The sequence below is a fragment of the Actinomadura madurae genome (assembly GCF_900115095.1).
In the GTDB taxonomy this organism is placed as follows: domain Bacteria; phylum Actinomycetota; class Actinomycetes; order Streptosporangiales; family Streptosporangiaceae; genus Spirillospora; species Spirillospora madurae.
The window spans coordinates 343643-366117 of record NZ_FOVH01000008.1 but is presented as its reverse complement, the minus strand read 5'-3'; the positions used below and the strand labels follow the sequence as shown (position 1 = coordinate 366117).

The following is a 22475-nucleotide window of genomic DNA, read 5'->3' as shown; positions in this document are numbered from 1 at the left end:
GTGATGTCATTGACTGACATCGCCTGCTCTCGGAGGTTTCCCATGCGCGTTCTCGTCACCGGGGCGTCCGGCTGGATCGGCTCGGCCGTCGTCCCCGAACTCATCGGCGCCGGCCACCAGGTCATCGGGCTCGCGCGCTCGGACGGCTCGGCCGCCGCCCTGGCCGCGGCCGGGGCCGAGGTGCTCCGCGGCACCCTCGACGACCTCGACGTCCTGGGCGGCGCCGCCGCCGACGCCGACGGCGTCATCCACCTGGCCTACAAGCACGAGATCATGTTCGCGGGACGGTTCGAGGAGGCCGTGGACGCGGACCGCCGCGCGGTCGAGACGTTCGGGGACGCGCTGGCGGGCTCCGGCCGGCCGTTCGTCCTCGCGTCCGGGGTGGTCGGCGTGGTCTCCGGACGCGTCGCCACCGAGCGGGACGGGCTGCCAGGCTCCGGGGTGCCCGCCGAGCTGGAAGGTCCGCAAGCCCGGCAGGGCACCGCCCGGCTGGCGCTCTCCCTCGCCGAACGCGGCGTCCGCTCGTCCGTCGTCCGGCTGCCCCCGACGGTCCACGGCGACGGGGACAAGGGCTTCGTCGCGGCCCTGGTCGGCATCGCCCGGGAGAAGGGCCTGTCCGGCTACCTCGGGGACGGGGCGAACCGCTGGCCCGCCGGGCACGTGATCGACGCCGCGCACCTGTTCCGGCTGGCGCTGGAGCAGGCCCCGGCGGGGTCGGCGCTGCACGCGAACGACGAGGAGGGGGTGCCGTTCCGCTCGATCGCCGAGGTGATCGGCCGCCACCTCGGCGTCCCGGTGGCGTCCATCGCCGACGAGGACGCCGCGGGGCACTTCGGCTGGATGGCCGCCTTCGCCGGCGTGGACGCCTCGGCGTCGAGCACGCTGACCCGCGAGCTGCTCGGATGGCGGCCGACCCAGCCCGGACTCCTCGACGACCTCGACAAGGGGCACTACTTCCAGGCCGCGTGACCGGCCACCGCGCCGCCCGCCCCGCGCGGGCGGCGCGGTCGCCGGAGGTCAGCGGAAGTCGGAGGCGTGGTCCTCGGCCCACTGGCGGAACGTGCGGGCGGGGCGGCCGAGCAGCCGTGCCACGGTGTCGGTGACGCGCTCCGGCTCCTCCGCGAACCGCTCCCACGCTCTCAGCCGGGACTGGACGAACGCCGCGTCGCCCCACGCGGCCGTCAGCCGCTCGCGGGCGATGTCCGGCGGCAGGTCCTCCCAGCGCACATCGCGCCCGATGACCTCGCCGATGACCCGGACCTGCTCCCGGTGGCTGATCGCCTCCGGGCCGGTGATCACGTAGGCGGAGCCGCGGTGGCCCGGCGCGGTCAGGGCGAGGACGGCGACGTCGGCGATGTCGCGCTCGTGGATCAGCGACCGGGCGGCGTCCCCGTACGGCCAGCGGACGACGCCCTGCCGGATCTGCCCGGCCCAGGCGAGCGCGTTCGCGGCGAAGTCGATCGCCCGGACGAACGTCCAGTCCAGGCCCGACGTCCTGAGCAGGCGCTCGATCTCCTGGTGGAAGGACGTGGCGGTCTCCCCGTCCGCGAGGTCGGCCACGTCCGTGGACAGGTACACGGCATGCCGGACGTGCCGCGCCAGAGCGTCCACGATGCGGGCGTCGACCGGCAGCCCGGGCCACATCAGGTAGACGCCGTCCACGCCCTGGGCCGCGCGCTCGACCGCCTCCGGGGAGGTCAGGTCGCCCTGGACGGCCTCCACCCCGTCCGGCAGCACGGCGCCGGCGGAGCGGACCAGCGCCCGGACGCCATGGCCCGCCCCCGCCAGCGAGGCGGCGACATGCCGTCCCACGCGTCCCGTCGCTCCGGTCACCAGGAACTCGCTCATGGGCAGGACCCTAGGACCTCAACCGCACTTCAGGTCAAAGCGCGGTCGCGGCGGCTACTTCTGGGTGCGCTCGATGTCGGCCCACAGGTCCCGCAGGGCCGCGGCCGTCGTCTCGGGGGCCTCCCAGGCGGGGGAATGGGAGGCGCTGGGGATGACGACCTTGGACGTGTTCAGCCGCTCCGCCATCGCCGCCTGCACGCGCGGATCCCAGACGTCGTCGTCCTCCCCGTAGAGGACGAGGGTGCGCAGGCCGGTGTCGGCACAGTGCTTGGCCAGCTCGTCGACGCGGTCGGGGGCGGTGAGGATCTCGTGGGCCATGCCGGCGAGGCCCTTCGGGGAGTTCCCGAGCGTGCGGGCCTTGAGGAAGGCGAGGATCTCGCGCTGGACGCCCCGTCCCACGTAGCCGGGTTCGAGGGTGAGCGCCCAGATCTGCTCCAGGCCGAGGTCGGGGAGGGCGTCGCGCAGGGCGCGGGCCTTGGCGGCGGCCTGCCCTGAGACGGCGGACGGGCCCGAGCTCATCAGCGTGAACGACGCGGGGGACGCCCCGGCGAGGACGGCCTCCCGGCACACCAGCCCACCGAACGAGTGGCCCACCAGGTGGACCGGCTCGGGCCCGAGGGCCTCCAGGACGGCCGCGATGTCGGCGCCGAGGGCCGCGCGGGTGTAGGCGGACGCGTCGTCGGGCCCGATCGACTCGTACTGGCCGCGCATGTCGATCGCCACGACGCGGCGGCCGGACGCGGCGAGCGTCTGCAGGACCGCGAGGAAGTCCTCCTTGCTGCCCGTCAGCCCCGGGACGAGGAGGGCGGGCCAGCGTTCGGCGACGCCCGAGCCGGGGAGCGCCTCCAGGACGGCGAAGGGACCGCGGGAGGTCTCGGCGGTCGTCCGGCGAACACCGGGGGGCAGGCTCACGAACCGGGGCGTACTCACGGGTGTCCACCATAGTCAATGGTCGTGGGCGGGCTTCGGTGAAAAATCTCCGGTGGTAGCGTCACCTGCGTGCGACCCACGCCTGCCATCTCCGCGCACCGCCGTGACGAGGCGGGCCTGACGGGTCTCGGCGAGGCCGCGGCGTCCGGTGCCGAGTACGTCGAGATCGACATCCGGCGGACGGGCGACGGCCGGCTGGTCGTCCACCACGACGCCGAGGTCGGCGGCATCCGGCTGAACCGGCTCAGCTACGACCGGGTGCAGGAGCTCGCGGTCCGGCCCGTGCCGCTGGTCGGCGACGCCATCAAGATCATCGCGGGCCGGGCGCGGGGGCATCTCGACCTCAAGGAGCGCGGCTGCGAGCACGAGACCGTGGCGCTCGCCCTGGAGGCCTTCGGGACGGAGAACTTCGTGGTGACCACCGGCGAGGTGACGTCGCTGATGGAGATCAGGAAGAGCTTCCCCGGGGTCCGGACGGCCCTGTCGGTGGGGCGGAACCTGTGGGAGCGCGGCGCCGCGCACGACTTCGCGCCGCTGCGCCTGGTCCGCCGGGCGGGCGCGGACATGGTCGCGCTGAACCACCGGCTCGCCCGCGTGGGCGTGCTGCGCCAGTGCGGTCGCGCCGGGATCCCGGCCATGATCTGGACGGTGAACGCCGAGCCGGTGATGCGGCGCTTCCTGCGCGACCCCCGCGTCGCCGTGCTCATCACCGACCGTCCGCGGACCGCCCTGCGGCTGCGGGACCAGAGAACACCGCAACCGCGAGACTGAGCGGGAGTCTCGCGGCTGCTCGTTCGCGGTCGGGTCGGGCCCGGCCCGGGCAGGAGGCCCGGTCAGGCGCTCTGGGACGCCTCGGCGGCCTCCGCGGCGGGCGCCGCCGGCTTGCCGGCGCGGGTGCGGCGGCGGGTGCGGCTGCGCTTGCGCTCGGTGGCGACCGCGTCGACGACGGTGCCGTCAGCGGCGGTCTCGGCCTCGGCGGCGGCCGTCTCGACCGGCTTGCCCGCGCGGGTGCGGGTCCGGCTGCGCTTGCGGCGGCGCGGCCGGGGACGTTCCCGGTCGCGGTCGGGTTCGCGGACGTTGCTGCGGACCTTGCCGGTCTCGCCGATGTCCTCCAGCTCCTCGGCGTCCAGCCCGGCGCGGCCGTGCCGCTTGTCGGTGGGCAGCGTCCCCTTCGTGCCCTCGGGGATGCCGAGCGCGGCGAAGAAGTGCGGGGACGTGGAGTAGGTCTCCTCCGGGGCGGCGAACGGCAGGTCCAGCGTGCCGTTGATCAGCTTCCACCGGGTGAGGTCGGACCAGTCGACCAGCGTGACGGCGACGCCCTTCTTGCCCGCGCGGGCCGTCCGGCCGATGCGGTGCACGTAGGTGTCGGCGCTGTCGGGGCACTCGTAGTTGACGACGTGGGTGACGTCGTCGACGTCGAGGCCGCGGGCCGCCACGTCGGTGGCCACCAGCACGCCGATCTTGCCGTTGCGGAACGCGCGCAGCGCCCGCTCCCGCTGGCTCTGCCCGAGGTCGCCGTGCACGGCGGCGGCGTCGAAGCCGCGCTGCGCGAGGTCGGCGGCCACCCGGTCGCAGGCCCGCTTGGTCTGGCAGAAGACCATGGTCAGCCCGCGGCCCTCCGCCTGCAGGAGGCGCGCCAGCATCTCCGGCTTGTCCATCTGGTGGGCCTGGAAGACGTGCTGGACGACCTGCGGCGTCGCGTCGGACTCCTGGTGCGACTCGGCCCGGACGTTGGTCGGGCGGGTCAGGTACCGGCGCGACAGCGAGACGATCTCGCCCGGCATCGTCGCCGAGAACAGCATCGTCTGGCGCCGGGCCGGGATCCGCTCGATGATCCGCTCGATGTCGGGCAGGAACCCGAGGTCGAGCATGCGGTCCGCCTCGTCCAGCACCAGGATGCCGATCTTGGACAGGTCGAGGTGCTTCTGCTTGACGAGGTCGAGCAGCCGGCCCGGGGTGCCGACGACGACGTCGACGCCCTCGCGGAGCGCGTCGATCTGCGGCTCGTACGCCCGCCCGCCGTAGACGGACAGGACGCGGGTGCCGAGCTTGCCGCCGGCGACGAGCAGGTCGTCGGTGACCTGGAGGGCCAGCTCGCGGGTCGGCGCGACCACGAGCGCCTGCGGCTCGCGGCGGCCGTGCTCGATGCGCTGTAGCAGCGAGACGCCGAACGCGAGGGTCTTGCCGGTACCCGTGCGGGCCTGGCCGATGATGTCGTGCCCGCCGAGCGCGATCGGCAGGGCGAGCTCCTGGATGGGGAACGCCTCCACGATGCCTTCGGCTTCGAGGGCGTCTGCTATCTCGGGGACGACCCCGAGTTCACGAAAGGTAGTCAGGGCTTTCAGCCTCCAATATGCGGGGTCTCCGCTCCCGGGTGCGGCGCGGCCCGCCGGCGGGACTGCGCCATCGCTGGCGTGTCCGCCGTTTCAGTGGCCGCGCGCTCGCGCGGGAGGGACCAGCCGTTGATCAAAATGTCTCGGCGACCGCAGTCAGGGGTTGAGAGCAGTCACTCGCTGTGGCTGCGTGCGGTCACACTCCGCCACGCAGTGTACCGACCGTTGATTGCATACACCAATAGCCGATCATTGCACCTAACGTTTCCACGGTTTCGTGTATTCCCTCCCCGTTCCGCCAGGGCTTATCCGCCGCGGCCCGGCGCGGCTCCGGTCCCCGGCCGCCGGCCCGGCCGGGCGGCCACATCCGGACACATCTCGGCGTCCGGACCGCCCGTCCCGGCACGCGAAAGCCCCCGCCCACAGGTGGGCGAGGGCTTCCGCGCCGGGGTGCCCCTGGGTCAGAAGGAGCGGCGGCGGGTGCGCCAGCCGGACCGCCGGCCGCCGCGGCCGCGGTCGTTCAGCGTGGTGAGCGCGGCGACGCCGGCCGCGGCGATGAGCACCGCGAACACGATCGCGACGATCGTGCCGGCGCCGAGCGCGTCCGCGATGACCCCGCCGAGGATGGAGCCGGCGATCCCGACCAGGATCGTCAGCAGGATGCCGATCGGGTTGCGGCCCGGCACGATCAGCCGGGCGAGGGCCCCGATCACGGCACCGACGACGATGAACCAGAGGATCGTCGTGAGCATGTCGATCATCCATTCTGTTTCCGTGGGCCGGGCGGCCCGTGGTCGCAGATCGGTATGCCCGTCATGCCGGATTGAAACAAAATCCCGGTCAAGTCCGTTCGAGACCGGGTCAACGCGTCAGGTGTACTGGGTGCCGAAACCCACGCTGCGCTGCTCGTCTTCGGAGATCTCCAGGTAGCCGACCCGCCCGGCGGGGATGACGATCCGCCCGGCGCGGCGGTCCTTCAGCACGAGCACGCCGTCCGGGCCGGAGAGAGCCTCCCGGAGCGCGTCCTGCACCTCGTCGGCCGACAGCGCGGTGTCGACCACGAGTTCCTTGGGCACGTTCTGGACCCCGATGCGAACCTGCACGCGATGCTCCCGTCGTCCGGACGTCCCGCCGACCGCCGGCGGACCCGTCTCCGATGGTCGCACGGAGATCGCCGGACGCGCCGTCAGGTCCGTTGTGCCGAGGGTGAACGCCCGTGCGCGGGCGGGCGGACCCCGGCGGCCGCGGTCATGCGGAGGCCCGCGCCCCGCGGGGCGCGGTGCGCGGGCGGCGGGTCAGCCCTGGTCGGACGTGCGGGGGAAGCCGGAGATCCCGCGCCAGGCCAGCCGGGCGATGATCTTCTCGGCGGTGTCCTTGGGGATCGCCCGGTGCTGGGACAGCCAGAAGCGCGCGCTGACCTCGGCCATGCCGACCAGGCCCATGCCGAGCAGGTGCGCCTCCTCGGCCGGGGCGTTGGTGTCCTCGGCGATGACCTGGGCGATCATCTCGGCGCACTGCTGGTTGGCGCGGTCGACGCGCGCCCGGACGGGCGCCACGTTGCGCAGGTCGGACTCGAAGACCAGCCGGTACGCCTCGCCGTCGCCGGCCACGAAGTCGTAGAACGCCTGCATGCTCGCCTGCACGCGGAGCTTGTTGTCCGTGGTGGCCTCCAGCGCCTCACGGACGATCTTCACCAGGGCCTCGGCGTGCTCGTCCAGCAGGGCCAGGTACAGCTCCAGCTTGCCCGGGAAGTGCTGGTAGAGCACGGGTTTGCTGACGCCCGCACGCTCGGCGATCTCATCCATCGCCGCAGCGTGGTACCCCTGCGCGACGAACACCTCCTGCGCCGCGCCGAGCAGCTGCTTGCGGCGCGCCAGTCGCGGCAGCCTTGTGCCACGGGGGCGGGCGTCCGGGGTCGCGGTCACCACACTCTCCGATCACCGATCATCGCGGCGGATCGGGGGTCGTCCGCCGCGGGTAGACAATCTCAACATCCTACGCGCGGGTAACTCCGTTGGTCACGGGCGAAGCCCGCCGTCGTTCCTTCGCGCAGGTCAGTGTATTCCCGCGGAGGCCCGGGACGGTGCCGCCCCGGCCCTCCGCGCGTACCGTGCCGCCGCTGACCCGGGCCGACGCGGGTCACCGGTAGTCGTCCTCGTCCAGCCGCACCTCGAGCCGCTGCTCCGCCGCGTCGGCCTCGTTCGCGTCGGCGGGCAGCGGCCCGGGTTCGGCGCGGTCGTCCTCGTCCAGCACCGCCCGCTGCTCGAAGGCGTCGGCCTCGTTCGCCTCGTCGGGCGGCTGCTCCAGGTCGTCGATCTCGCTCATCGGGCCTCCTCCTCAGTGGCTCACAACCGGCCGGCCAGCTCCCGCAGCGGCGCCTCGACCGACTCGCCGTACGTCGGGAACGCGTGGACGACGTCGGCGAGCAGGCTCAGCGGCGTCTCCGCGCGGATGGCCAGCGCGATCTCGCTCATCCACTCCTCGGCGTAGAGTCCGGCCGCGGCGGCGCCGACCAGCAGCCCGCGCGAGCGGTCGGCGTACAGCTCGACCCGGCCGCGCTCGTCGGCCTCGACCGCCGCCCGTGCCGTCGCGGCGAGGTCGTACCCGGCGGTGAGGAGGTCTATGCCGAGTTCGTCCGCCTGCCTCGGAGAGATTCCGACCGAGTAGACGGTGGGGGTGGTGTAGACGACGCGGGGGATCGCCCGGTAGTCGGCCTCGCGGCGGTGCCCGAGCAGGTTCGACAGCGCCACCTGTGCCTGGTAGCGGGCGGCGTGCGCGGTGCGCGCGATGCCGGTGACGTCGCCGGCCGCCCACAAACCGCCGGAGCCGGACGTCACCTGGCACGTCTCGTCCACCGGGACGCCCTCGCCGGGCGTGATGGCGACGCCGAGGTTCTCCAGCCCGAGACCCTCCACGCGCGGACGGCGGCCGGCGGCGACGAGGATGCGGTCGGCGTCGAGCGTCCCGCCGTCCGACAGCCACAGCCGGAGCCCGACGTCCTTGCGCTCGACGTTGCCGATGTCGGCGCCGAGGCGCAGGTCGACGCCCATCCGGCGCAGCGCGTCGGCCAGCACCTCGCCGGCGAACGGCGCCTCCGCGGTGAGCAGCCGGCCGGACGCCTCGACGAGCGCGACCTGCGACCCGAACGCCGCGTACACCTGCGCCAGCTCGCAGCCGACCGGGCCGCCGCCGAGGATCACCAGCCGGCGCGGGAGGTCGGGGACCGACAGCGCCTCGCCGCTCGTCCACAGCGGCACGTCGGCGAGGCCCTCGACGGGCGGGATCACCGGCTCGCTGCCGGTGCAGACGACGAGGTCGCCGAAGCCGTGCACGCTCCCCTCCACCTCGACCCGGCCGGGTTCGAGGACCTGGCCCCGGCCGCGCAGCACGGTCACGCCGTCCTCGGCCATCCGCGCCACGGCCGGGTCGTCGCGGCGGCGCCCGGTCAGCACGTCCCGGCGGGCGACGGCCATCTCCCAGGTCTCGCCGCGCCGCGCCGACTTCAGCAGCGACTTGGACGGGACGCACGCGAAGTACGGCGACTCCCCGCCGACGAGGCGGCTCTCGACCAGCGCGACGTCCCGGCCCGCGCGCGCGAGACCGCTCGCGACCAGCTCTCCGGCGGTCCCTCCGCCCAGCACCACGGCGTCGTAATGGTGGTTCTGCGACAACTGCTCTTCCTTCCGCCCCGCGTGGTGTCCCCGGACCATGGTGGCGGATCCCGGTCCCGGAGCGTGCCGGTTCGAACACATAGGGCACGCGAAATCCCGGATCAGGGCAGTGGCCGGTGGTCCTCCAGGAGCGGTTCGAGGAGGTCGCCGTGCTTCTCCAGCCGGGACAGGACGTCGTCGGGACCGAACACCAGGTCGGCCGCGTCCTCGCACGACTCCAGCTCGTCCCAGGTGATCGGCGTGGAGACCGACGGGCGGCTCGCCGCGCGCAGCGAGTAGGGGGCGACGGTCGTCTTCGCCGGGTTGTTCTGGCTCCAGTCGACGAAGACCTTGCCCTTGCGCAGCCGCTTCTCCATCTTCGCGACGACGAGCCTCGGATGCTCCTCGGCGAGCCGCTGCGCGGCGGCCTTGGCGTACTCCGACGTCCGCTCCGCCTCCTTGGGCTCCTCGACCGGCACGTAGAGGTGCAGGCCCTTCTTCCCGCTCGTCTTCGGGTAGGAGTCCAGGCCGTCCCCGGCGAGCACGTCCCGGAGCAGGCCGGCGACCTCGCAGGCCTCCACGATCGTGGCGGGCGGGCCGGGGTCCAGGTCGAAGACGACGAGGTCGGGGGCGTGCACCTTGCCGCGCGGGCCGACCTTCCACTGCGGGACGTGCAGCTCCAGCGCGGCGAGGTTCGCGCACCACACGAGCGTGGGCAGGTCGTCGACGACGACGAAGTCGAGCGTGTCGCGGCCCGTCGAGCTGCCGGGCGTCGGGATCGTGGCCGTCCGCACCCAGTCCGGGGTGTGGGAGGGGGCGTTCTTCTCGAAGAACCTGCCGCCGTCGACGCCGTCCGGCCACCGGATCCGGGTGGCGGCCCGGTCCTTCAGGTGCGGCAGCATCGCCGGCGCCACCCGGACGTAGTAGTCGATGACCTCGCCCTTGGTGAACTCGGGGTAGAGGTTCTTGTCGAGGTTGGACAGGGAGAGCTGCCGCCCGTCGACCTCGACGGCGGTCCTCTTACTGCTCACTCGTGACCTCCAGGGGGTCCTTGTCGTCACGCAGGCCCCGCCAGGACGGGAAGCGGAGGCGGCCGTCCCTGGTGCGGGCGCTGTACGCGACCTCCCCGACGAGGTGCGGTTCAACCCATTGGGCGTCCTTGGCGAACTCGCGCGGTACGGGCTCGTCGTAGGGGCTGGTCGGGCGGCGCAGCGGCCACAGCGTCTCGTACAGCTCGTCCAGCGCGCGGTCGGTGAAGCCCGTGCCGACGTGACCGACGAAGCCGAGCAGGCCCTTGAGGTCGTACTCGCCGAGCAGCAGCGAGCCGACGCCGCCTTCGCGCCGCCCCTTGCCGGGCTTCCAGCCGCAGACGATGACCTCACGCGTCATGAAGTTCTTCACCTTGCGCCAGAAGTCGACGCGGCGGCCCGGACGGTACAGGGAGTCGAGGCGCTTGGCGAGCACGCCCTCCAGCTCCTGCTCGCGGGTGAAGGCGAGCAGCTCGCCGACCTGCGTCCGGTCGCCGCCGTGCAGGTACGGGGGCACCTCCACCGGCCCGCTGCCGGCCAGGTCGAGCGCGGCCAGAAGCGAGCGGCGGTCGGCGTAGGGCACGTCGAACAGCAGGTTGCCGTCCAGGTACAGGAGGTCGAAGACCACGTAGCGGACGGGCACCTCGCGGATCAGCCGCGGGTCGGGCCGGGTCACGTGCATCCGGCGCTGCAGCCGCTCGAAGCTGGGCCGTCCCTGCTCGAAGGCGACGACCTCGCCGTCCAGCACCACGTCGTGGTCCGGCAGCAGGTCGGCGAGGGCGGACAGCTCGGGGTAGCGGCCGGTCACCTCCGTCCCGCGCCGCCCGGTGGCCCGGACGCCGTCGGCGGACACGTGCGCCAGGACGCGGACGCCGTCCCATTTCAACTCCAGACCCCACCGCCCGCCGTCGGAGGGGAGGTCACCGGTGGAGGCCATCATCGGCTCAACGGGCCACGGCATGGTCATACCGGCGTCTTACCCGGTCCCGTCCCGCAGAAAAGGATCAAGGGCTCGTTGTGGCGCAAATCGAACGGGGTTGCGACGCTAGGGGCGGGAACGTGCTGGGTAAGGACGGATCATGCGCAGTATCTGGAAGGGCGCGATCTCCTTCGGTCTGGTGACCATACCGGTGAAGCTCTATTCGGCGACCGAGCAGCGGGACGTCGCCTTCCACCAGGTGCACCGGGAGGACGGGGGGCGCATCAAGTACAAGCGGGTTTGCACGGTCGACGGCGAGGAGGTCCCGTACTCCGACATCGCCAAGGGCTACGAACTGCCGAGCGGCGAGATGGTCATCCTCACCGACGAGGACTTCGCCGACCTGCCGCTGTCGTCGAGCCGCCGGATCGACGTCCTGCAGTTCGTGGAGGACGACGAGGTCGACCCGATCTACTTCGCGAAGTCGTACTACCTGGAGCCGGACCAGCAGGGCGCCAAGCCGTACGTGCTGCTGCGGGACGCGCTGGAGAGCTCCGGCCAGGTCGCGATCGTCAAGGTCGCGCTGCGGCAGCGGGAGTCGCTCGCCACGCTGCGGGTCCGCGAGGGCGTCTTCGTGCTGGAGACCATGCTGTGGCCGGACGAGGTCCGCGCGCCCGACTTCCCCTTCCTGGACGAGGACATCGAGGTCCGCAAGCAGGAGCTGTCGATGGCGACGTCGCTGATCGAGTCGATGGAGGGGGAGTTCGACCCGTCGGAGTACAAGGACGCCTACCGGGAGGCCCTCCAGGCCGTGATCGACGCGAAGATCGAGGGCAAGGAGGTCGCCCGGCCCGCCGAGGAGGGCGAGGAGGAGCCCGCCGCCGACCTGCTCAGCGCGCTGCGCGCCAGCGTCGAGGCGGCCAAGAAGAGCCGCGGCGAGAAGGACGGCAAGGCGGCGTCCGGCAAGGGGACGTCCGCGAAGAAGCCCGCGGCGCGCAAGCCGGCGTCGAAGTCCGGCACGAAGAAGGAGCCGGCGAAGACCCGCGGCCGCAAGTCGGCCTGACCCACCGCCGGGGCGGGGGCGGCGTCAGTTGTCGCGGGACGCCTGTCAGTTGTCGCGGGACGCCCCGTCAATTGTCGCGGGACGCGAGGACGCGTTCCAGCGCGGCGGCGGCCCCGAACGGGTCGGTGCACGGCGCGATCTTCTCGCCCCAGCCGTAGAAGTAGGCCCAGCCGTCCCCGGACTCTTCCCGGACGGCGATGACGTGCTCGTGCAGGGCCCGCATCCGCGGGTTGACGACGATGGCCGTGGGCCGGCGGTCCTCGGGCGCGGCGACCTCGACGGTCCAGCCGTCCGCGCGCAGGACGTCGGTCAGGCGTTCCAGGTGCCCGAGCGCCGTCTCGGCATCGGTGATCACCTGTGCGGACATGGTGCCTCCAAGGAACATCCCATGGCGGGTGGTGTGGGGTCCGCCGGGCGGGGGCCGTCGCGGTAGTCGTCACGCGAGGGCGCGGCCGGTGGAACGGGATTCAGTCTTCCTCCGGGTGACGGGGACCACAAGCGGTTTGGACGCATTGGTGGCCAGCACTTTCCGTGCCGGCCACCAATGCCTGGGTATCCCGGGAGGTCAGCCCACGGGCTCCAGCTGTGAGCGGGCAGGGGCCGGGGAGTCGCCCTCCTTGATCCCGTACCGGCCGTAGAGGCGGGCGAGCGGGCCGGGCGCCCACCAGTTCGCGCGGCCGAGCAGCCGCATGGTCGCCGGGACGAGCAGTGCCCGGACGATCGTCGCGTCCATCAGGATCGCGATGGCCATCCCGACGCCGGTCATCTTGATGAACGTGATGCCGGACGTCGCGAACGCGCCGATCACGACGATGAACAGCAGCGCCGCGCTGGTGATGATGGCGCCGGTGCGCTGCACCCCGGACGCGACGGCCGTGGTGTTGGACCCGGTCAGGTCGTACTGCTCGCGGACCCGCGACAGCAGGAACACCTCGTAGTCCATCGAGATCCCGAACAGCATGGCCAGCATCAGGATCGGCATCGCGGGGGCGATCGAGCCGGTGGCGGTGAAGCCGAGGACGTCGGACAGGTGGCCGTCCTGGAAGATCAGCACGATCGCGCCGAACGTCGCCGACAGCGACAGCATGTTCATCACGATGGCCTTCAGCGGCAGCAGCACCGACCCGAACGCCAGGAAGAGCAGGATGAACGTGGCGCCGCCGACGACCACCGCGAGCCACGGCAGCGTCGAGCCGAGGCTGTCGAGCTGGTCGACCACGTCCGCGGTGACGCCGCCGACGTGGGCCTGCGCGCCGTCCGGCGGGGGCACCTCCCGCACCTGCCGGACGAGGTCGCGCGCGGCGCCGGAGTTGGGGTCGGCGTCGTAGCGCAGCGCGATCCGCGTCGTCGTCCCCTCCGAGCCGGTCACCGTCGCGCCGGTGACGCCGGGCACCGCGTCCAGGCGGGCGCCGTAGGCCTGGATCGCCGCCTGGTCGGACGTCCCGGTCACCACGGCCTCGATCGGGCTGGTGGAGTTGCGGGCGAAGCCGGTCTCCAGCGTCTCGGAGACGACCCGCGCCTCGGTGCCGTCCGGCAGCACCTTGGCGTCCACGCCGCCCCAGTTGATGCGCAGGAACGGGGCGCCGAGCGCGAGCAGCAGCGCGACGGTCGCGACCACGTAGATCACCGGGCGGCGCATCACGCTGCGGGCGACGCGTCCCCACCAGCCGTCGAACCGGCTCTCGGCTCCCCGGCGGCGGCGCCGCACGGGCAGCGCGTTCACCTTCGGGCCGAGGACGGCCAGCAGGGCGGGCAGGACGGTCAGCGCGCCGAGCATGCAGACGAACACGGTGGCGATGCCGCCGTAGCCCATCGAGACCAGGAAGTTCTGGTCGAACAGCAGCAGCCCGGACAGCGACACCGCGACCGTGACGCCGGAGACGGCGACGGTGCGCCCGGCGGTGGCCATGGTGGCGGCCAGCGCGTCCGGGCCGGTGGCGCCGTCCCGGTCGATCTCCTCGCGGAACCGGCTCACCATGAACAGCCCGTAGTCGATCGCGAGGCCGAGGCCGAGGAAGGTGGTGATGTTCACCGCGAAGATCGACACGTCCGTCACGTAGGTGAGCGCGTGCAGGGCGGTGAACGAGCCGAGGATGGCCAGCCCGCCGACCAGCAGCGGCAGGCTCGCCGACACCAGCCCGCCGAAGATCAGCACGAGCAGCACCAGCAGGACCGGCATGGCCATGCCCTCGGCCCGGCCGATGTCGGCCGAGACGCGCTCGTTGATCGCGACCTCGGTGCCGATCGCCCCGCCGACCTTGGCGGTCAGGCCGCCGCCGGCCCGGTCCAGGTCGTCCTCGACCGCGTCGTAGGAGTCCTGCCTTGCGGCCGGGTCGGGGCCGGCGAGCTGCAGGACGGCGTAGGTGGCGGTGCGGTCGCCGCTGACGAACTGCGGCGCCCCGGTCGTCCAGTAGGTGCTGGCGCGGGCGACCTTGTCCGCCGGCAGGGCGGCGAGCGCCTTCTCGACCGCGGCCCGGTACGCCGGGTCGTCCACCGTCGTCTTCCCCTGGTAGAGGATCACGACGTCCGCCGCGTCCCGGCCGAGGTCGCGTTCGGCGATCTGGGCAGCCTTCGCGCTCTCGCTGCCGGGCGTGTCGAAGCCGCCGGACGAGGACAGCGCGCCGAAGACCCCCGTCCCCCACACTCCCGCGAACACCAGGGCCGCCGCCGCGACCGCGAGGACCCAGCGGCGGCGCCGGTGGACCCACCTTCCCCATCGTTCGAACATGACCCGTTCCCCTGCCGTGTGACATCCACTAATATTCGTGAACGTTGTAAACTGCGAACGACGTTAACTTCGCATACAGTGTTAGCTTCCGTCAAGGGTGTTTCTGAGGAATCATGCGAAGGTGGCCGGACGCGGCCGCGGACCAGGGAAAGAGGCGGCCCAGTGGAATCGCGACGGGACCGGATGCGCGCGGCGACGGTCAGGGAGATCTCCGAGACCGCCCGGCGGATCCTCGTCGAGGAGGGCGCCGAGGCGGTGACGCTGCGGGCCATCGCCCGCGAGATGGGCATGACCGCGCCGGCCCTCTATCGCTACTTCGGCAGCCACGGCGAGCTGCTCCGGCACCTGGTCGGCGACCTGTTCAGCGAGCTGACCGGCGAGCTGCACGCGGCGATGAAGAAGGTGCCGCACGACGACATGAGCCTCAAGGTCCTGACGGTGTCCCGCCGGTTCCGCACCTGGTCCCTGGCTCATCCCCGCGAGTACGCGCTGCTCTTCGGGGCGCCCGTGCGCGGCGCCGGCCATCCGGAGGAGGACGACTTCGCCGAGGAGTGCGCCCGCCGCTTCGGCTGGACGTTCATGGCCCTGTTCCTGGAGCTGTGGAACAAGTGCCCGTTCCCGGTCCCGGCCGACGAGGAGATCGACCCCGCCCTACGCGACCAGCTCCGCCGCTACCGCGACGACGTCCTCGGCGTGGACCTGCCGCTCGGCGTGATCCGGCAGTTCCTCAAGTGCTGGATCAGGCTCCAGGGGAGCGTCAGCCTGGAGGTCTTCGGGCATCTGGAGTTCGCCCTGGACGACGCCGAGCCCATGTTCGAGGGCATGCTCGCCGAGATCAGCCCCGAGATCGGCCTGACCTACAAGCCGCCCCCGACGTGAGCCGGGGCGGCGGGCAGCCGGACGGTGAACACCGCCCCGGCGCCCGGCCGGCCGTCCGCGGTGAGGGTGCCGCCGTGCCCGTCCACCACCTCGCGGGCTAGCGCGAGACCCAGCCCGCCGTGCCGGCCGAAGAGCCGCCCGGCGTCGTCCGGATCGAGCCCCGGGCCGTCGTCGCGGACGCTGACCTCGACCGCCGCCGCCGTCCCGGCGAGCGTCACCCACACGTGGCCGCCCGGCGCCGCGTGGCCGAGCGCGTTGTCGACGAGGGACGACAGCACCCGCCGCAGCGCGGGCTCCGCGCCCTGGACGACATGCCGCCGGCCCTTCCGCGACACCTCGATCGCCACGCCCCGCTCCCGCGCGCGGGCCCGCTCGGACGCGGCCAGCTCCGCCGCCAGCCCGGCGAGGTCGACCGGCCCGGTGGGGCGCCGTCCGGGCCGGGTCGAGCGCAGCACGTCGTCCACCACCTCGCCGAGCCGCCCGGTGTCGGCGACGAGCCGGTCCATCTCCGCGGCGACGTCCGTGCCGTTCCGCAGCCGCCGGGCGGCGAGCTGCGCCCGGGTGTGCAGCCGGGCGAGCGGGGCGCGCAGCTCGTGGGTGACCTCGGCCGCGAACCGCTCCCGGCGGGCGAGCGCCGCGTGCGCCGGCGCCAGCGCGCGGCGGGCGGTGGCCCGGCCGATCAGCAGGGCGGCCAGCGCGCCGCCGGCCTCCGCGGCGGCGAACGTCCACAGCAGCCGCCTGCGCGCGGCGGCGTCCAAGTCGGGCGCGGCCGTGCGGCGCACGTCCCAGGCGGCGGCCCCGACCAGCACCGCGATGGTCCCCGCGGCCTCGGCGGTGACGCGGCGCCGGGCGCGGGCGAGCATGAGCCGCTCCGCGTCCGGCACCGGGCCGGGCTCCCGCGGGGCGCCGGCCTCTCGCACGAGCCCGGTCACAGCTCGCCCACGCGGTACCCGACGCCCCGCACGGTGCGGACGACGCCCGCCCCGAGCTTGGCGCGCAGGTAGTAGACGTAGGTGTCCACGATCGACTCCGTCCGGGCCCCGTCGAACACCCGCCGCAGCAGCGAGGCGCGGGTGTGCACGTGCCGGGGCCGGGTCGCGAGCGCCATCAGCAGCCGCGCCTCCCGGCCGGACAGCGCCACGTGCTCGCCCGTCGGCAGCCGGACGAGCCGCGACCGCGGATCCAGCCGTCCCGCGCCGAGCGGCAGCACCCAGGCCAGGTCGAGGTGCCTGCGGTGCAGCGCCCGCACCCGGGCCAGCAGCTCGTCCACCTCGAAAGGCTTGACGAGGTAGTCGTCGGCGCCCGCGTCGAGCCCGGCGACCCGGTCGGCGACCGTGCCGGCGGCGGTGAGCACCAGCGCGGGCACCGTGACGGCCTGCCGGCGAAGCCGGCGGAGCAGCTCGACGCCGTCCAGCGCCGGCAGCCGGCGGTCGATGATCAGCACGTCGTAGTCGCCGCGCAGCCCGAGGTGCAGCCCGCGCTGGCCCTCCGCCGCGAGGTCGACCGCGTAGCCCTCCTCGGCGAACAGCCCGGCGAGCATCCGGGCGAGCTCGCGGTCGTCCTCGACGAGCAGCAGCCGGTGGGCGCGAGCGTCGCCCGGTCCCGTTGTCTCGGCCACGGGCCCACGCTCCCACCGGTGCCGCCGGGCGGCCAGAGATCCGGGCAATAGTGGACAGATATGCATGATCTTTGAACCGGTGGCGCCCGGGACCCGTCTAGGGGTTTCGGCGCCGGCGCCGGCTGCCGTCACGCGGCGGCGTTCGGGACGGGCTCGGGATCGGCCTCGCGGACGGGCTCCAGCCGCTCCGGCAGCGCCAGCCGGTAGAGCGGCACGGCGCTCGCGGTGGTGATCACGGCGACCAGCACCAGCATGGCGAACAGCTCCCGGGTGATCATGCCCTGGGCCAGCCCGATGTTGATGAAGATGAGGATCATCAGGCCGCGAGCGTTCATCAGGGCGCCCACGGCGTACGACTCCCGCCACCTGAACCCGAGGCCGCGCATCGCCAGCGCGCAGCCGAAGTACTTCCCGCAGAAGCCCGCCGCCATGATCACCAGGAAGGCGAGCAGCAGGGTGCCGCCGGCCAGGCCGCCCAGCTCGGTGTTGAGGCCGGAGAAGGCGAAGAACACCGGCAGCAGCAGCGTGGAGACGACGCCCATCATCCGCGCGTGCAGCGCCTCCCGGAACTTCGCGTCCCGGGGCATGGCCAGCCCGGCGACGAACCCGCCGAAGACGGAGTACACGCCGATCAGGTCGGTGATGTACCCGGCCGTGAGCGGCACGAGGACGACCACGTACGTCGCGGTGGCGCCGAACCCGCCGCGCCGGACGACGTCCCGGCCGAGGGGGCGCAGCAGCCGCGCCACCACCAGGAGCATCACCCCCGCGAACAGGCCCGCGAGCGCGATCGTGCGCAGCGCGCCGTCCAGTCCCGTGCCCAGGTGGAGCGCGGACAGGACGGCGAGCAGGCACCACGCGGCCGCGTCGTCGATGGACGCCGCCAGCAGCGACAGCCGGCCGAGCGGCGAGTTCTCCAGCCCCCGCTCGTACAGGATCCGGGCGAGCATCGGGAACGCGGTGAGCGACAGTGCCCCGCCGACGAACAGGGCGAACTCCCACCGGCCGACGTCCGGCCGCGACAGCGTCCCCCACAGCGCGAGGCCGGCCGCGAACCCGAGGAGGACCGACGGCAGCATCCCCGACGCCGCCAGCAGCGGCGCCCGGCGGCCCTCGCCCGGCGTCCGCGCGCCGTGGTCCAGGCCCGCGCCGACGAGGAACATGTAGAGCGTCAGCCCGATGGTGCTCAGCACGTACAGGACGGGCCTGACCTCGGCGGGGAACACGGCCTCCTGGGCGTCCGGCCAGACCTGCCCGAACAGCGTCGGGCCGAGCAGGACGCCGGCGACCATCTCGCCGAGGACGCGCGGCTGCCCCACCATCAGCGCGAGACGGCCGCACACTCCCGCGGCGAGCAGGACGACGACGAGCGCGGGCAGCACCTTGAGGGTGAGCTGGAGGTTCGGGTCCTCAGTGGCCGCGGCGATGTGGTCCAGCGTGGGCATGGGTTTCCTCCGCTCGGGCGAAGTGGCGTTCGCACAGCCGCTGCCGGCGCGCGTCACACACCATGTAGGTGCCGAGGACGAGCTGGACGAGGCCGCGTCCCACGTCCTCCGCGCGGTCGCGGGCGCGCATCCGCAGCAGCGCGGCGGCGCGGCTCCGGGGCGGGGCCTCCCGGGGGACGAGCAGGCACGGCCCCCGGTTGGGCAGGGACCGGGTGTGCGAGGCGGACGAGGTGAGCGCGTGGCGGCGCAGGACCTCCCGCGCCGCGACCCGCAGGGTGAGGGGCGCGAGCCGCCAGGCCGGGCAGGGCCGGTTGGCGGCGACGCCGAACGGGATGTGGTTCATGTCCTTGGCCGCCGGGCCGTCCCGGAACCGGTCCGGGTCGAAGCGGTCGGGGTGGTCGAAGCCGGCGCGGTGGAACTCGGGGTAGCCGAAGCACAGCACCGAGCCGGCGGGGATCGTCGTCCCGGCCACGTCGATGGTGCCCGTGGTGATGCGGTGCGCGACGCCGAACAGCGGGTAGAGCCGGAACGTCTCCTGCACCACCCGGTCGAGCGCGCGGTCGTCGCCGGCCAGCGCGGTCGCGGCGGCGTCCGGGTGCCGCGCCAGGACCATGAGCAGGTGCGCCGCGGCCTCCGACATCTGCACGACCGCCGTGTTGAAGAACGTCCCCTGGAGGTAGTAGGCGCGCTCCTCGTCCGACAGGCCGGCCGGGAGGGGGTGCCGGACGTCGGCCAGCCGGCCGGCGAGGTAGCGGGTGAGGCGGTGCCGCCGGTCCATGTGGCGGAGGCCGCAGCACTTGAGCGCGGTGACGACGTCGTCGGCGTTGCCGACGATCAGGTCCCGCGCCGCCCGCGGGCACGGCTCGCCGAACACCAGCTCGTAGTAGAACTCGGCCCAGACCGGCATCATCAGGTCGCGCAGCCGGACGGTCCGCGCCCCGCCGCCCGGCGGGGCCTCCTCGTCCAGGACCCGGGCCGCGCAGCGGCGCGTCAGCTCCTCGGCCTCCGCCCGGGGGACGGCGAGGAACCGGCGGGTGGCGCGGGCGACCTCCTCGTACCGGTCGCCGGCCTCCAGGTGTTCCTGGTGGACGTGCGCGCCCGGCGACAGCCAGTACCAGAACAGGTCCGACAGGGCGGCGCCCCTGCTCCGGCCTCCGGCGGCCGGGTGCGAGTAGACGTCCCTGAAGTGCTCGACGCCGATCAGGTCGCCCGGGACGGCGATGCCCTCGTCCCCGTTGACGCGGGCGAACACCCACCCGCGCAGCGCCACGATCCTGCCGGGCAGCCACCACGGCAGGCTCGCCAGCAGGGCGAGCACCGCCGCGGAGATCGCCAGGGCCGTCACCATGCGCGCCGCACCATGTCCGGTCGCAGGTCGCGGACGGACGCCGCGCCGCACAGCGCCAGCGCCTCCTCGACCTCCGCGCGCAGCAGCCCGAGCACGTCGCACGCGCCCTGCTCCCCGGCGACGGCCAGGCCCCACACGACGGGCCGGCCGACCGCCACCGCCGCGGCGCCGAGCGCGAGCGCCTTCAGCACGTCGGTGCCGCGCCGGATCCCGCCGTCCAGCAGGACCGGCACGGCCCCGCCGACCGCGGCCACGATGTCCGGCAGGACGTCGACGGTGGCCGGGGCCGCGTCGAGCTGCCGCCCGCCGTGGTTGGAGACGATCAGCGCCGACACGCCGTGCCCGAGGGCCTCGCGCGCGTCCGCCGGATGCAGGACGCCCTTCAGCACGATCGGCAGGGACGTCATGTCCCGGAGCCGGTCGAGGTGCTCCCAGGAGACCGCGGGGGAGAAGGCGATCGGGCGCACCCGCCCGCCGCCCCGCATGTTCTCGCAGCACAGCCCCGGGGGCAGGTCGTGGAAGCCGTTGCGCTCGTCCCGCGGGCGCCGGGCGAGCACCGGCGCGTCGGCCGTGACGACCAGCGCGCCGCACCCGGCCGCCTCCGCCCGCCGCACGAGCGTCTCGGTGAAGGCCATGTCCGGCTGGACGAAGAGCTGGAACCACAGCCGGGCCTCGGGCGCCGCCGCCGCGACGTCCCCGACCGCGACGGTCGCGGCCATGCTCACCATCATGATCGTCTCGGCGCGGGCCGCCGCCCGCGCCGTGGCCCGCTCGCCCTCGGGGGCGGCGAGCCGGTGGAACGCGGTCGGCGCGATGAGGACGGGCATCGACGCGCGGTCGCCGAGCAGCGTGATGCCCGGCTCGGGCTTCTCGACCCCGGCGAACACGCGGGGGACCAGCGAGAGACGTCCGAACGCGGCCTCGTTGGCGCGCAGGGCGGCCTCGTCGCCCGCGCCGCCCGCGAAGTAGTCGCGGTGCGCAGGGGCGAGGCGCTCGCGGGCCGCCGCCTCGAACTCGCGCAGCGTGGCCGGTGACCGCATCGTCACACCGGCGCGGAGGCGGTCCGCCGGGCGAAGAACTCCCGCAGCGGCGCGGCGTGGACCTCCTCCGAGGTCCAGTCGTTCTCCAGGTTCTCGGTGACATGGTGGACGGCCGCGACCTCGCCGTCCAGGTGGTGCCGGACGATCGGGTGCAGGTAGTGGCCCTCGTGCGCGCCCGCCGCGTCGCTCTGCGCGATCCGCGTCACCGAGACGTCGAACGGGTCGGCCTCGTCGTGGCCGGGGCCGTAGTCGAGCGTGACGGTGAAGTGGCCGCCGGGCCCGGCGCCGGCGACCGGCGGCTCCTGGAAGCCGGCCGGGAGCTCCTCCAGGTAGCGGGCCCCGCCGTCGCCGTCCAGGACGATCACGTCGGCGAGCACGCCGAACTGCTGCCACAGCGCCGAGCTGCGGTTCACCCTGGCCAGCACCGCCGCCGCCAGCTCCCCGGGGTCCGCCGCGAGCGCGCGGCCGGGCCACGCGGCGCCGTGGTACCGGTGCTCCAGGATGCGGTGCAGCGCCCGCGCCCCGTACCGGAACCCGTGGATGAAGCCGCTCGTGCCGTGCTTGAAGTCGCGCGACTGCGTCAGCGTCCCGGCGAAGAACAGGCCGGGCACGTTGACCGACTCGTAGGCGGGGGTCAGCGCGGGGAACCGGTCCGCGATCGTCAGCTCCGGGCGGCAGCCCGCGTCGAAGATCGACGCGTCCAGCCGGAACCCCGTGCAGACGATCACCCGGTCGTAGGGGATGTCCTTGGTGACCTCGTCGGCGCGGACGAACGCGACCGTCACCAGGTAGCGCCCGTCCGGGCGCCGCTCGATGCGCCGGACCTCCCCGTCCAGCACCGCGTTCTGCGACTTGAGCTGGTAGGTGTCGAGGAAGTTGTTGTTGACGGCGCGCACGTGCCCGACGAAGTGCGTGCGCCACGCCAGCCGGAGCGAGCGCGGCCCGGCGACGTGGATCACCGCGGCCGTCTCGGTCAGGTTCTCCGCCGTCTCGAACGCCGAGTTCCCCTTGCCGATGATGAGGACGCGCCTGTCCACGTACTCGCGCGGGTCGGTCGGGTGCTCGCCGTAGAGCTCGGCCGTCTCCACGCCCGGGATCGGCGGGACGTTCGGCCGGGTGAAACCGGTCGCGACGACCACCCGCTCCGCCGCGCGGGTCTCCCCGTGGTCGTCCGTGACCAGGAAGCGGCCGTGGCCGTCACGGGCGACCCGGACGGCGCGGGTGCCGTAGGCGATGTTCAGCTCGTGGCGCTCGGCGAAGTCGCCGAGGTACCGCACCAGGTCGTCCGCGGCGGGGAAGTAGCGGTCGCTGTAGCGGGTGAACAGCAGGTCGGGGTCGTCGGACAGTAACGAGTTCCAGTCCATCCGGAGGTTGAGCTCCGGGTCGTCCGTCCCGGTGTGCTTCTTGTTGGTGGAGATGAGCGTGCGGTGCCTGGGGAACGTCCTGAAGAACATGCCCGGCGCGGGGCCGGCCTCCAGGATCAGGTACCTCCGCCCCGCCTTCGCCATCAGCTGGCCCAGCTGCAGGCCCGCCGGCCCGGCGCCGATCACCAGGTAGTCCAGAGCTCGGTTCGGCACGACACCCTCCGCCACGACGAGGTGATTGAACGGTCAATCCCAGTCAACGCGGCGAATCTCAGAGCTTGA

General features: G+C 73.5%; 22 protein-coding genes. 4 read left to right on the top strand and 18 right to left on the bottom strand.

What is annotated here, in order from left to right; genetic code table 11:
- The first annotated feature begins 42 nt into the window (after positions 1-42).
- Positions 43-969 carry an SDR family oxidoreductase gene (locus BM339_RS23770; RefSeq protein WP_075022232.1) on the top strand — a complete coding sequence of 309 codons (927 nt, stop codon included), beginning with the start codon at positions 43-45 and terminating at the stop codon, positions 967-969.
- A 48-nt stretch (positions 970-1017) separates the two neighbouring features.
- Here the strand turns inward: BM339_RS23770 and BM339_RS23765 are convergent, their stop codons facing one another.
- Together BM339_RS23765 and BM339_RS23760 are read right to left on the bottom strand one after the other, a co-directional pair.
- Positions 1018-1848, bottom strand: a complete 831-nt coding sequence (locus BM339_RS23765; RefSeq protein WP_075022231.1) for an NmrA family NAD(P)-binding protein — start codon at positions 1846-1848, stop codon at positions 1018-1020.
- Between the two features lie 54 nt (positions 1849-1902).
- The gene (locus BM339_RS23760) at positions 1903-2778 is read right to left on the bottom strand and encodes an alpha/beta fold hydrolase (protein ID WP_075022230.1); all 876 of its coding nucleotides are present in this window, start codon (positions 2776-2778) and stop codon (positions 1903-1905) included.
- Positions 2779-2847: 69 nt separating this feature from the next.
- Here BM339_RS23760 and BM339_RS23755 point away from each other — a divergent pair, with 69 nt between their 5' ends.
- Positions 2848-3549: a glycerophosphodiester phosphodiesterase gene (locus BM339_RS23755; protein WP_075022229.1), complete on the top strand. Its 702-nt coding sequence runs from the start codon at positions 2848-2850 to the stop codon at positions 3547-3549.
- A gap of 62 nt (positions 3550-3611) precedes the next feature.
- Here BM339_RS23755 and BM339_RS23750 read toward each other — a convergent pair whose 3' ends face one another.
- The 8 genes from BM339_RS23750 to ligD (BM339_RS23715) all read right to left on the bottom strand — a co-directional run bounded on the left by BM339_RS23750 (position 3612) and on the right by ligD (BM339_RS23715) (position 10756).
- On the bottom strand, positions 3612-5048 hold the full coding sequence (locus BM339_RS23750; RefSeq protein WP_075022228.1) for a DEAD/DEAH box helicase: 1437 nt from the start codon (positions 5046-5048) through the stop codon (positions 3612-3614).
- Positions 5049-5572: 524 nt separating this feature from the next.
- The gene (locus tag BM339_RS23745; protein ID WP_024936169.1) at positions 5573-5863 is read right to left on the bottom strand and encodes a GlsB/YeaQ/YmgE family stress response membrane protein; all 291 of its coding nucleotides are present in this window, start codon (positions 5861-5863) and stop codon (positions 5573-5575) included.
- Between the two features lie 117 nt (positions 5864-5980).
- A complete protein-coding gene (locus tag BM339_RS23740; RefSeq protein ID WP_021597925.1) occupies positions 5981-6214 on the bottom strand; it encodes a DUF3107 domain-containing protein in 234 nt (77 codons plus the stop codon).
- A gap of 192 nt (positions 6215-6406) precedes the next feature.
- Positions 6407-7036: a TetR/AcrR family transcriptional regulator gene (locus BM339_RS23735; protein WP_021597924.1), complete on the bottom strand. Its 630-nt coding sequence runs from the start codon at positions 7034-7036 to the stop codon at positions 6407-6409.
- A 214-nt stretch (positions 7037-7250) separates the two neighbouring features.
- Positions 7251-7436, bottom strand: coding sequence for a hypothetical protein (locus tag BM339_RS23730; RefSeq protein WP_021597923.1), 186 nt, complete (start codon positions 7434-7436; stop codon positions 7251-7253).
- Between the two features lie 20 nt (positions 7437-7456).
- Positions 7457-8782 carry a dihydrolipoyl dehydrogenase family protein gene (locus BM339_RS23725; RefSeq protein ID WP_021597922.1) on the bottom strand — a complete coding sequence of 442 codons (1326 nt, stop codon included), beginning with the start codon at positions 8780-8782 and terminating at the stop codon, positions 7457-7459.
- 101 nt (positions 8783-8883) lie between these two features.
- On the bottom strand, positions 8884-9792 hold the full coding sequence (gene ligD, locus BM339_RS23720; protein ID WP_021597921.1) for a non-homologous end-joining DNA ligase: 909 nt from the start codon (positions 9790-9792) through the stop codon (positions 8884-8886).
- Positions 9782-10756, bottom strand: coding sequence for a non-homologous end-joining DNA ligase (ligD, locus tag BM339_RS23715; RefSeq protein ID WP_021597920.1), 975 nt, complete (start codon positions 10754-10756; stop codon positions 9782-9784). The genes ligD (BM339_RS23720) and ligD (BM339_RS23715) overlap by 11 nt, the downstream gene beginning before the upstream one ends.
- A 112-nt stretch (positions 10757-10868) precedes the next feature.
- Between ligD (BM339_RS23715) and ku the strand changes: the two genes are divergently transcribed.
- Positions 10869-11771, top strand: coding sequence for a non-homologous end joining protein Ku (ku, locus tag BM339_RS23710; protein ID WP_021597919.1), 903 nt, complete (start codon positions 10869-10871; stop codon positions 11769-11771).
- A gap of 67 nt (positions 11772-11838) precedes the next feature.
- Here the strand turns inward: ku and BM339_RS23705 are convergent, their stop codons facing one another.
- Both BM339_RS23705 and BM339_RS23700 read right to left on the bottom strand, forming a co-directional pair.
- Entirely contained in the window at positions 11839-12138 is a 300-nt protein-coding gene (locus tag BM339_RS23705) for a hypothetical protein (RefSeq protein ID WP_021597918.1), read from the bottom strand.
- A 198-nt stretch (positions 12139-12336) separates the two neighbouring features.
- Entirely contained in the window at positions 12337-14499 is a 2163-nt protein-coding gene (locus BM339_RS23700) for an MMPL family transporter (RefSeq protein WP_021597917.1), read from the bottom strand.
- Between the two features lie 162 nt (positions 14500-14661).
- Between BM339_RS23700 and BM339_RS23695 the strand changes: the two genes are divergently transcribed.
- Complete coding sequence (locus BM339_RS23695; RefSeq protein ID WP_024936168.1) at positions 14662-15378, top strand: TetR/AcrR family transcriptional regulator; 717 nt, start codon at positions 14662-14664, stop codon at positions 15376-15378.
- On the opposite strand, the gene BM339_RS23690 is transcribed toward BM339_RS23695, so the two are convergent.
- The 6 genes from BM339_RS23690 to BM339_RS23665 form a co-directional block, all read right to left on the bottom strand.
- Positions 15357-16310: a sensor histidine kinase gene (locus BM339_RS23690; RefSeq protein WP_075022227.1), complete on the bottom strand. Its 954-nt coding sequence runs from the start codon at positions 16308-16310 to the stop codon at positions 15357-15359. The two genes, BM339_RS23695 and BM339_RS23690, sit on opposite strands and share 22 nt — an antisense overlap.
- Complete coding sequence (locus BM339_RS23685; protein WP_218163732.1) at positions 16307-16996, bottom strand: response regulator transcription factor; 690 nt, start codon at positions 16994-16996, stop codon at positions 16307-16309. Before BM339_RS23685 ends, BM339_RS23690 begins: the two co-directional genes overlap by 4 nt.
- Before the next feature lie 128 nt (positions 16997-17124).
- Positions 17125-18441, bottom strand: a complete 1317-nt coding sequence (locus BM339_RS23680; protein ID WP_075022226.1) for a cation:proton antiporter — start codon at positions 18439-18441, stop codon at positions 17125-17127.
- On the bottom strand, positions 18407-19789 hold the full coding sequence (locus BM339_RS23675; protein WP_075022225.1) for a cytochrome P450: 1383 nt from the start codon (positions 19787-19789) through the stop codon (positions 18407-18409). The genes BM339_RS23680 and BM339_RS23675 overlap by 35 nt, the downstream gene beginning before the upstream one ends.
- The gene (locus BM339_RS23670) at positions 19783-20829 is read right to left on the bottom strand and encodes an alpha-hydroxy acid oxidase (protein WP_075022277.1); all 1047 of its coding nucleotides are present in this window, start codon (positions 20827-20829) and stop codon (positions 19783-19785) included. Before BM339_RS23670 ends, BM339_RS23675 begins: the two co-directional genes overlap by 7 nt.
- Positions 20830-20831: 2 nt before the next feature.
- Entirely contained in the window at positions 20832-22406 is a 1575-nt protein-coding gene (locus BM339_RS23665; protein WP_218163731.1) for an NAD(P)-binding domain-containing protein, read from the bottom strand.
- Positions 22407-22475 lie beyond the last annotated feature (69 nt).

Bases quoted from the DNA above. Each gene is read 5' to 3' on its own strand.
- BM339_RS23770 (WP_075022232.1), top strand. From the start codon at position 43: ATGCGCGTTCTCGTCACCGGGGCGTCCGGCTGGATCGGCTCGGCCGTC.
- BM339_RS23765 (WP_075022231.1), bottom strand. From the start codon at position 1,848: ATGAGCGAGTTCCTGGTGACCGGAGCGACGGGACGCGTGGGACGGCAT.
- BM339_RS23745 (WP_024936169.1), bottom strand. From the start codon at position 5,863: ATGCTCACGACGATCCTCTGGTTCATCGTCGTCGGTGCCGTGATCGGG.
- BM339_RS23730 (WP_021597923.1), bottom strand. From the start codon at position 7,436: ATGAGCGAGATCGACGACCTGGAGCAGCCGCCCGACGAGGCGAACGAG.
- ligD (WP_021597920.1), bottom strand. From the start codon at position 10,756: ATGACCATGCCGTGGCCCGTTGAGCCGATGATGGCCTCCACCGGTGAC.
- ku (WP_021597919.1), top strand. From the start codon at position 10,869: ATGCGCAGTATCTGGAAGGGCGCGATCTCCTTCGGTCTGGTGACCATA.
- BM339_RS23705 (WP_021597918.1), bottom strand. From the start codon at position 12,138: ATGTCCGCACAGGTGATCACCGATGCCGAGACGGCGCTCGGGCACCTG.
- BM339_RS23700 (WP_021597917.1), bottom strand. From the start codon at position 14,499: ATGTTCGAACGATGGGGAAGGTGGGTCCACCGGCGCCGCCGCTGGGTC.
- BM339_RS23680 (WP_075022226.1), bottom strand. From the start codon at position 18,441: ATGCCCACGCTGGACCACATCGCCGCGGCCACTGAGGACCCGAACCTC.
- BM339_RS23675 (WP_075022225.1), bottom strand. From the start codon at position 19,789: ATGGTGACGGCCCTGGCGATCTCCGCGGCGGTGCTCGCCCTGCTGGCG.
- BM339_RS23670 (WP_075022277.1), bottom strand. From the start codon at position 20,829: ATGCGGTCACCGGCCACGCTGCGCGAGTTCGAGGCGGCGGCCCGCGAG.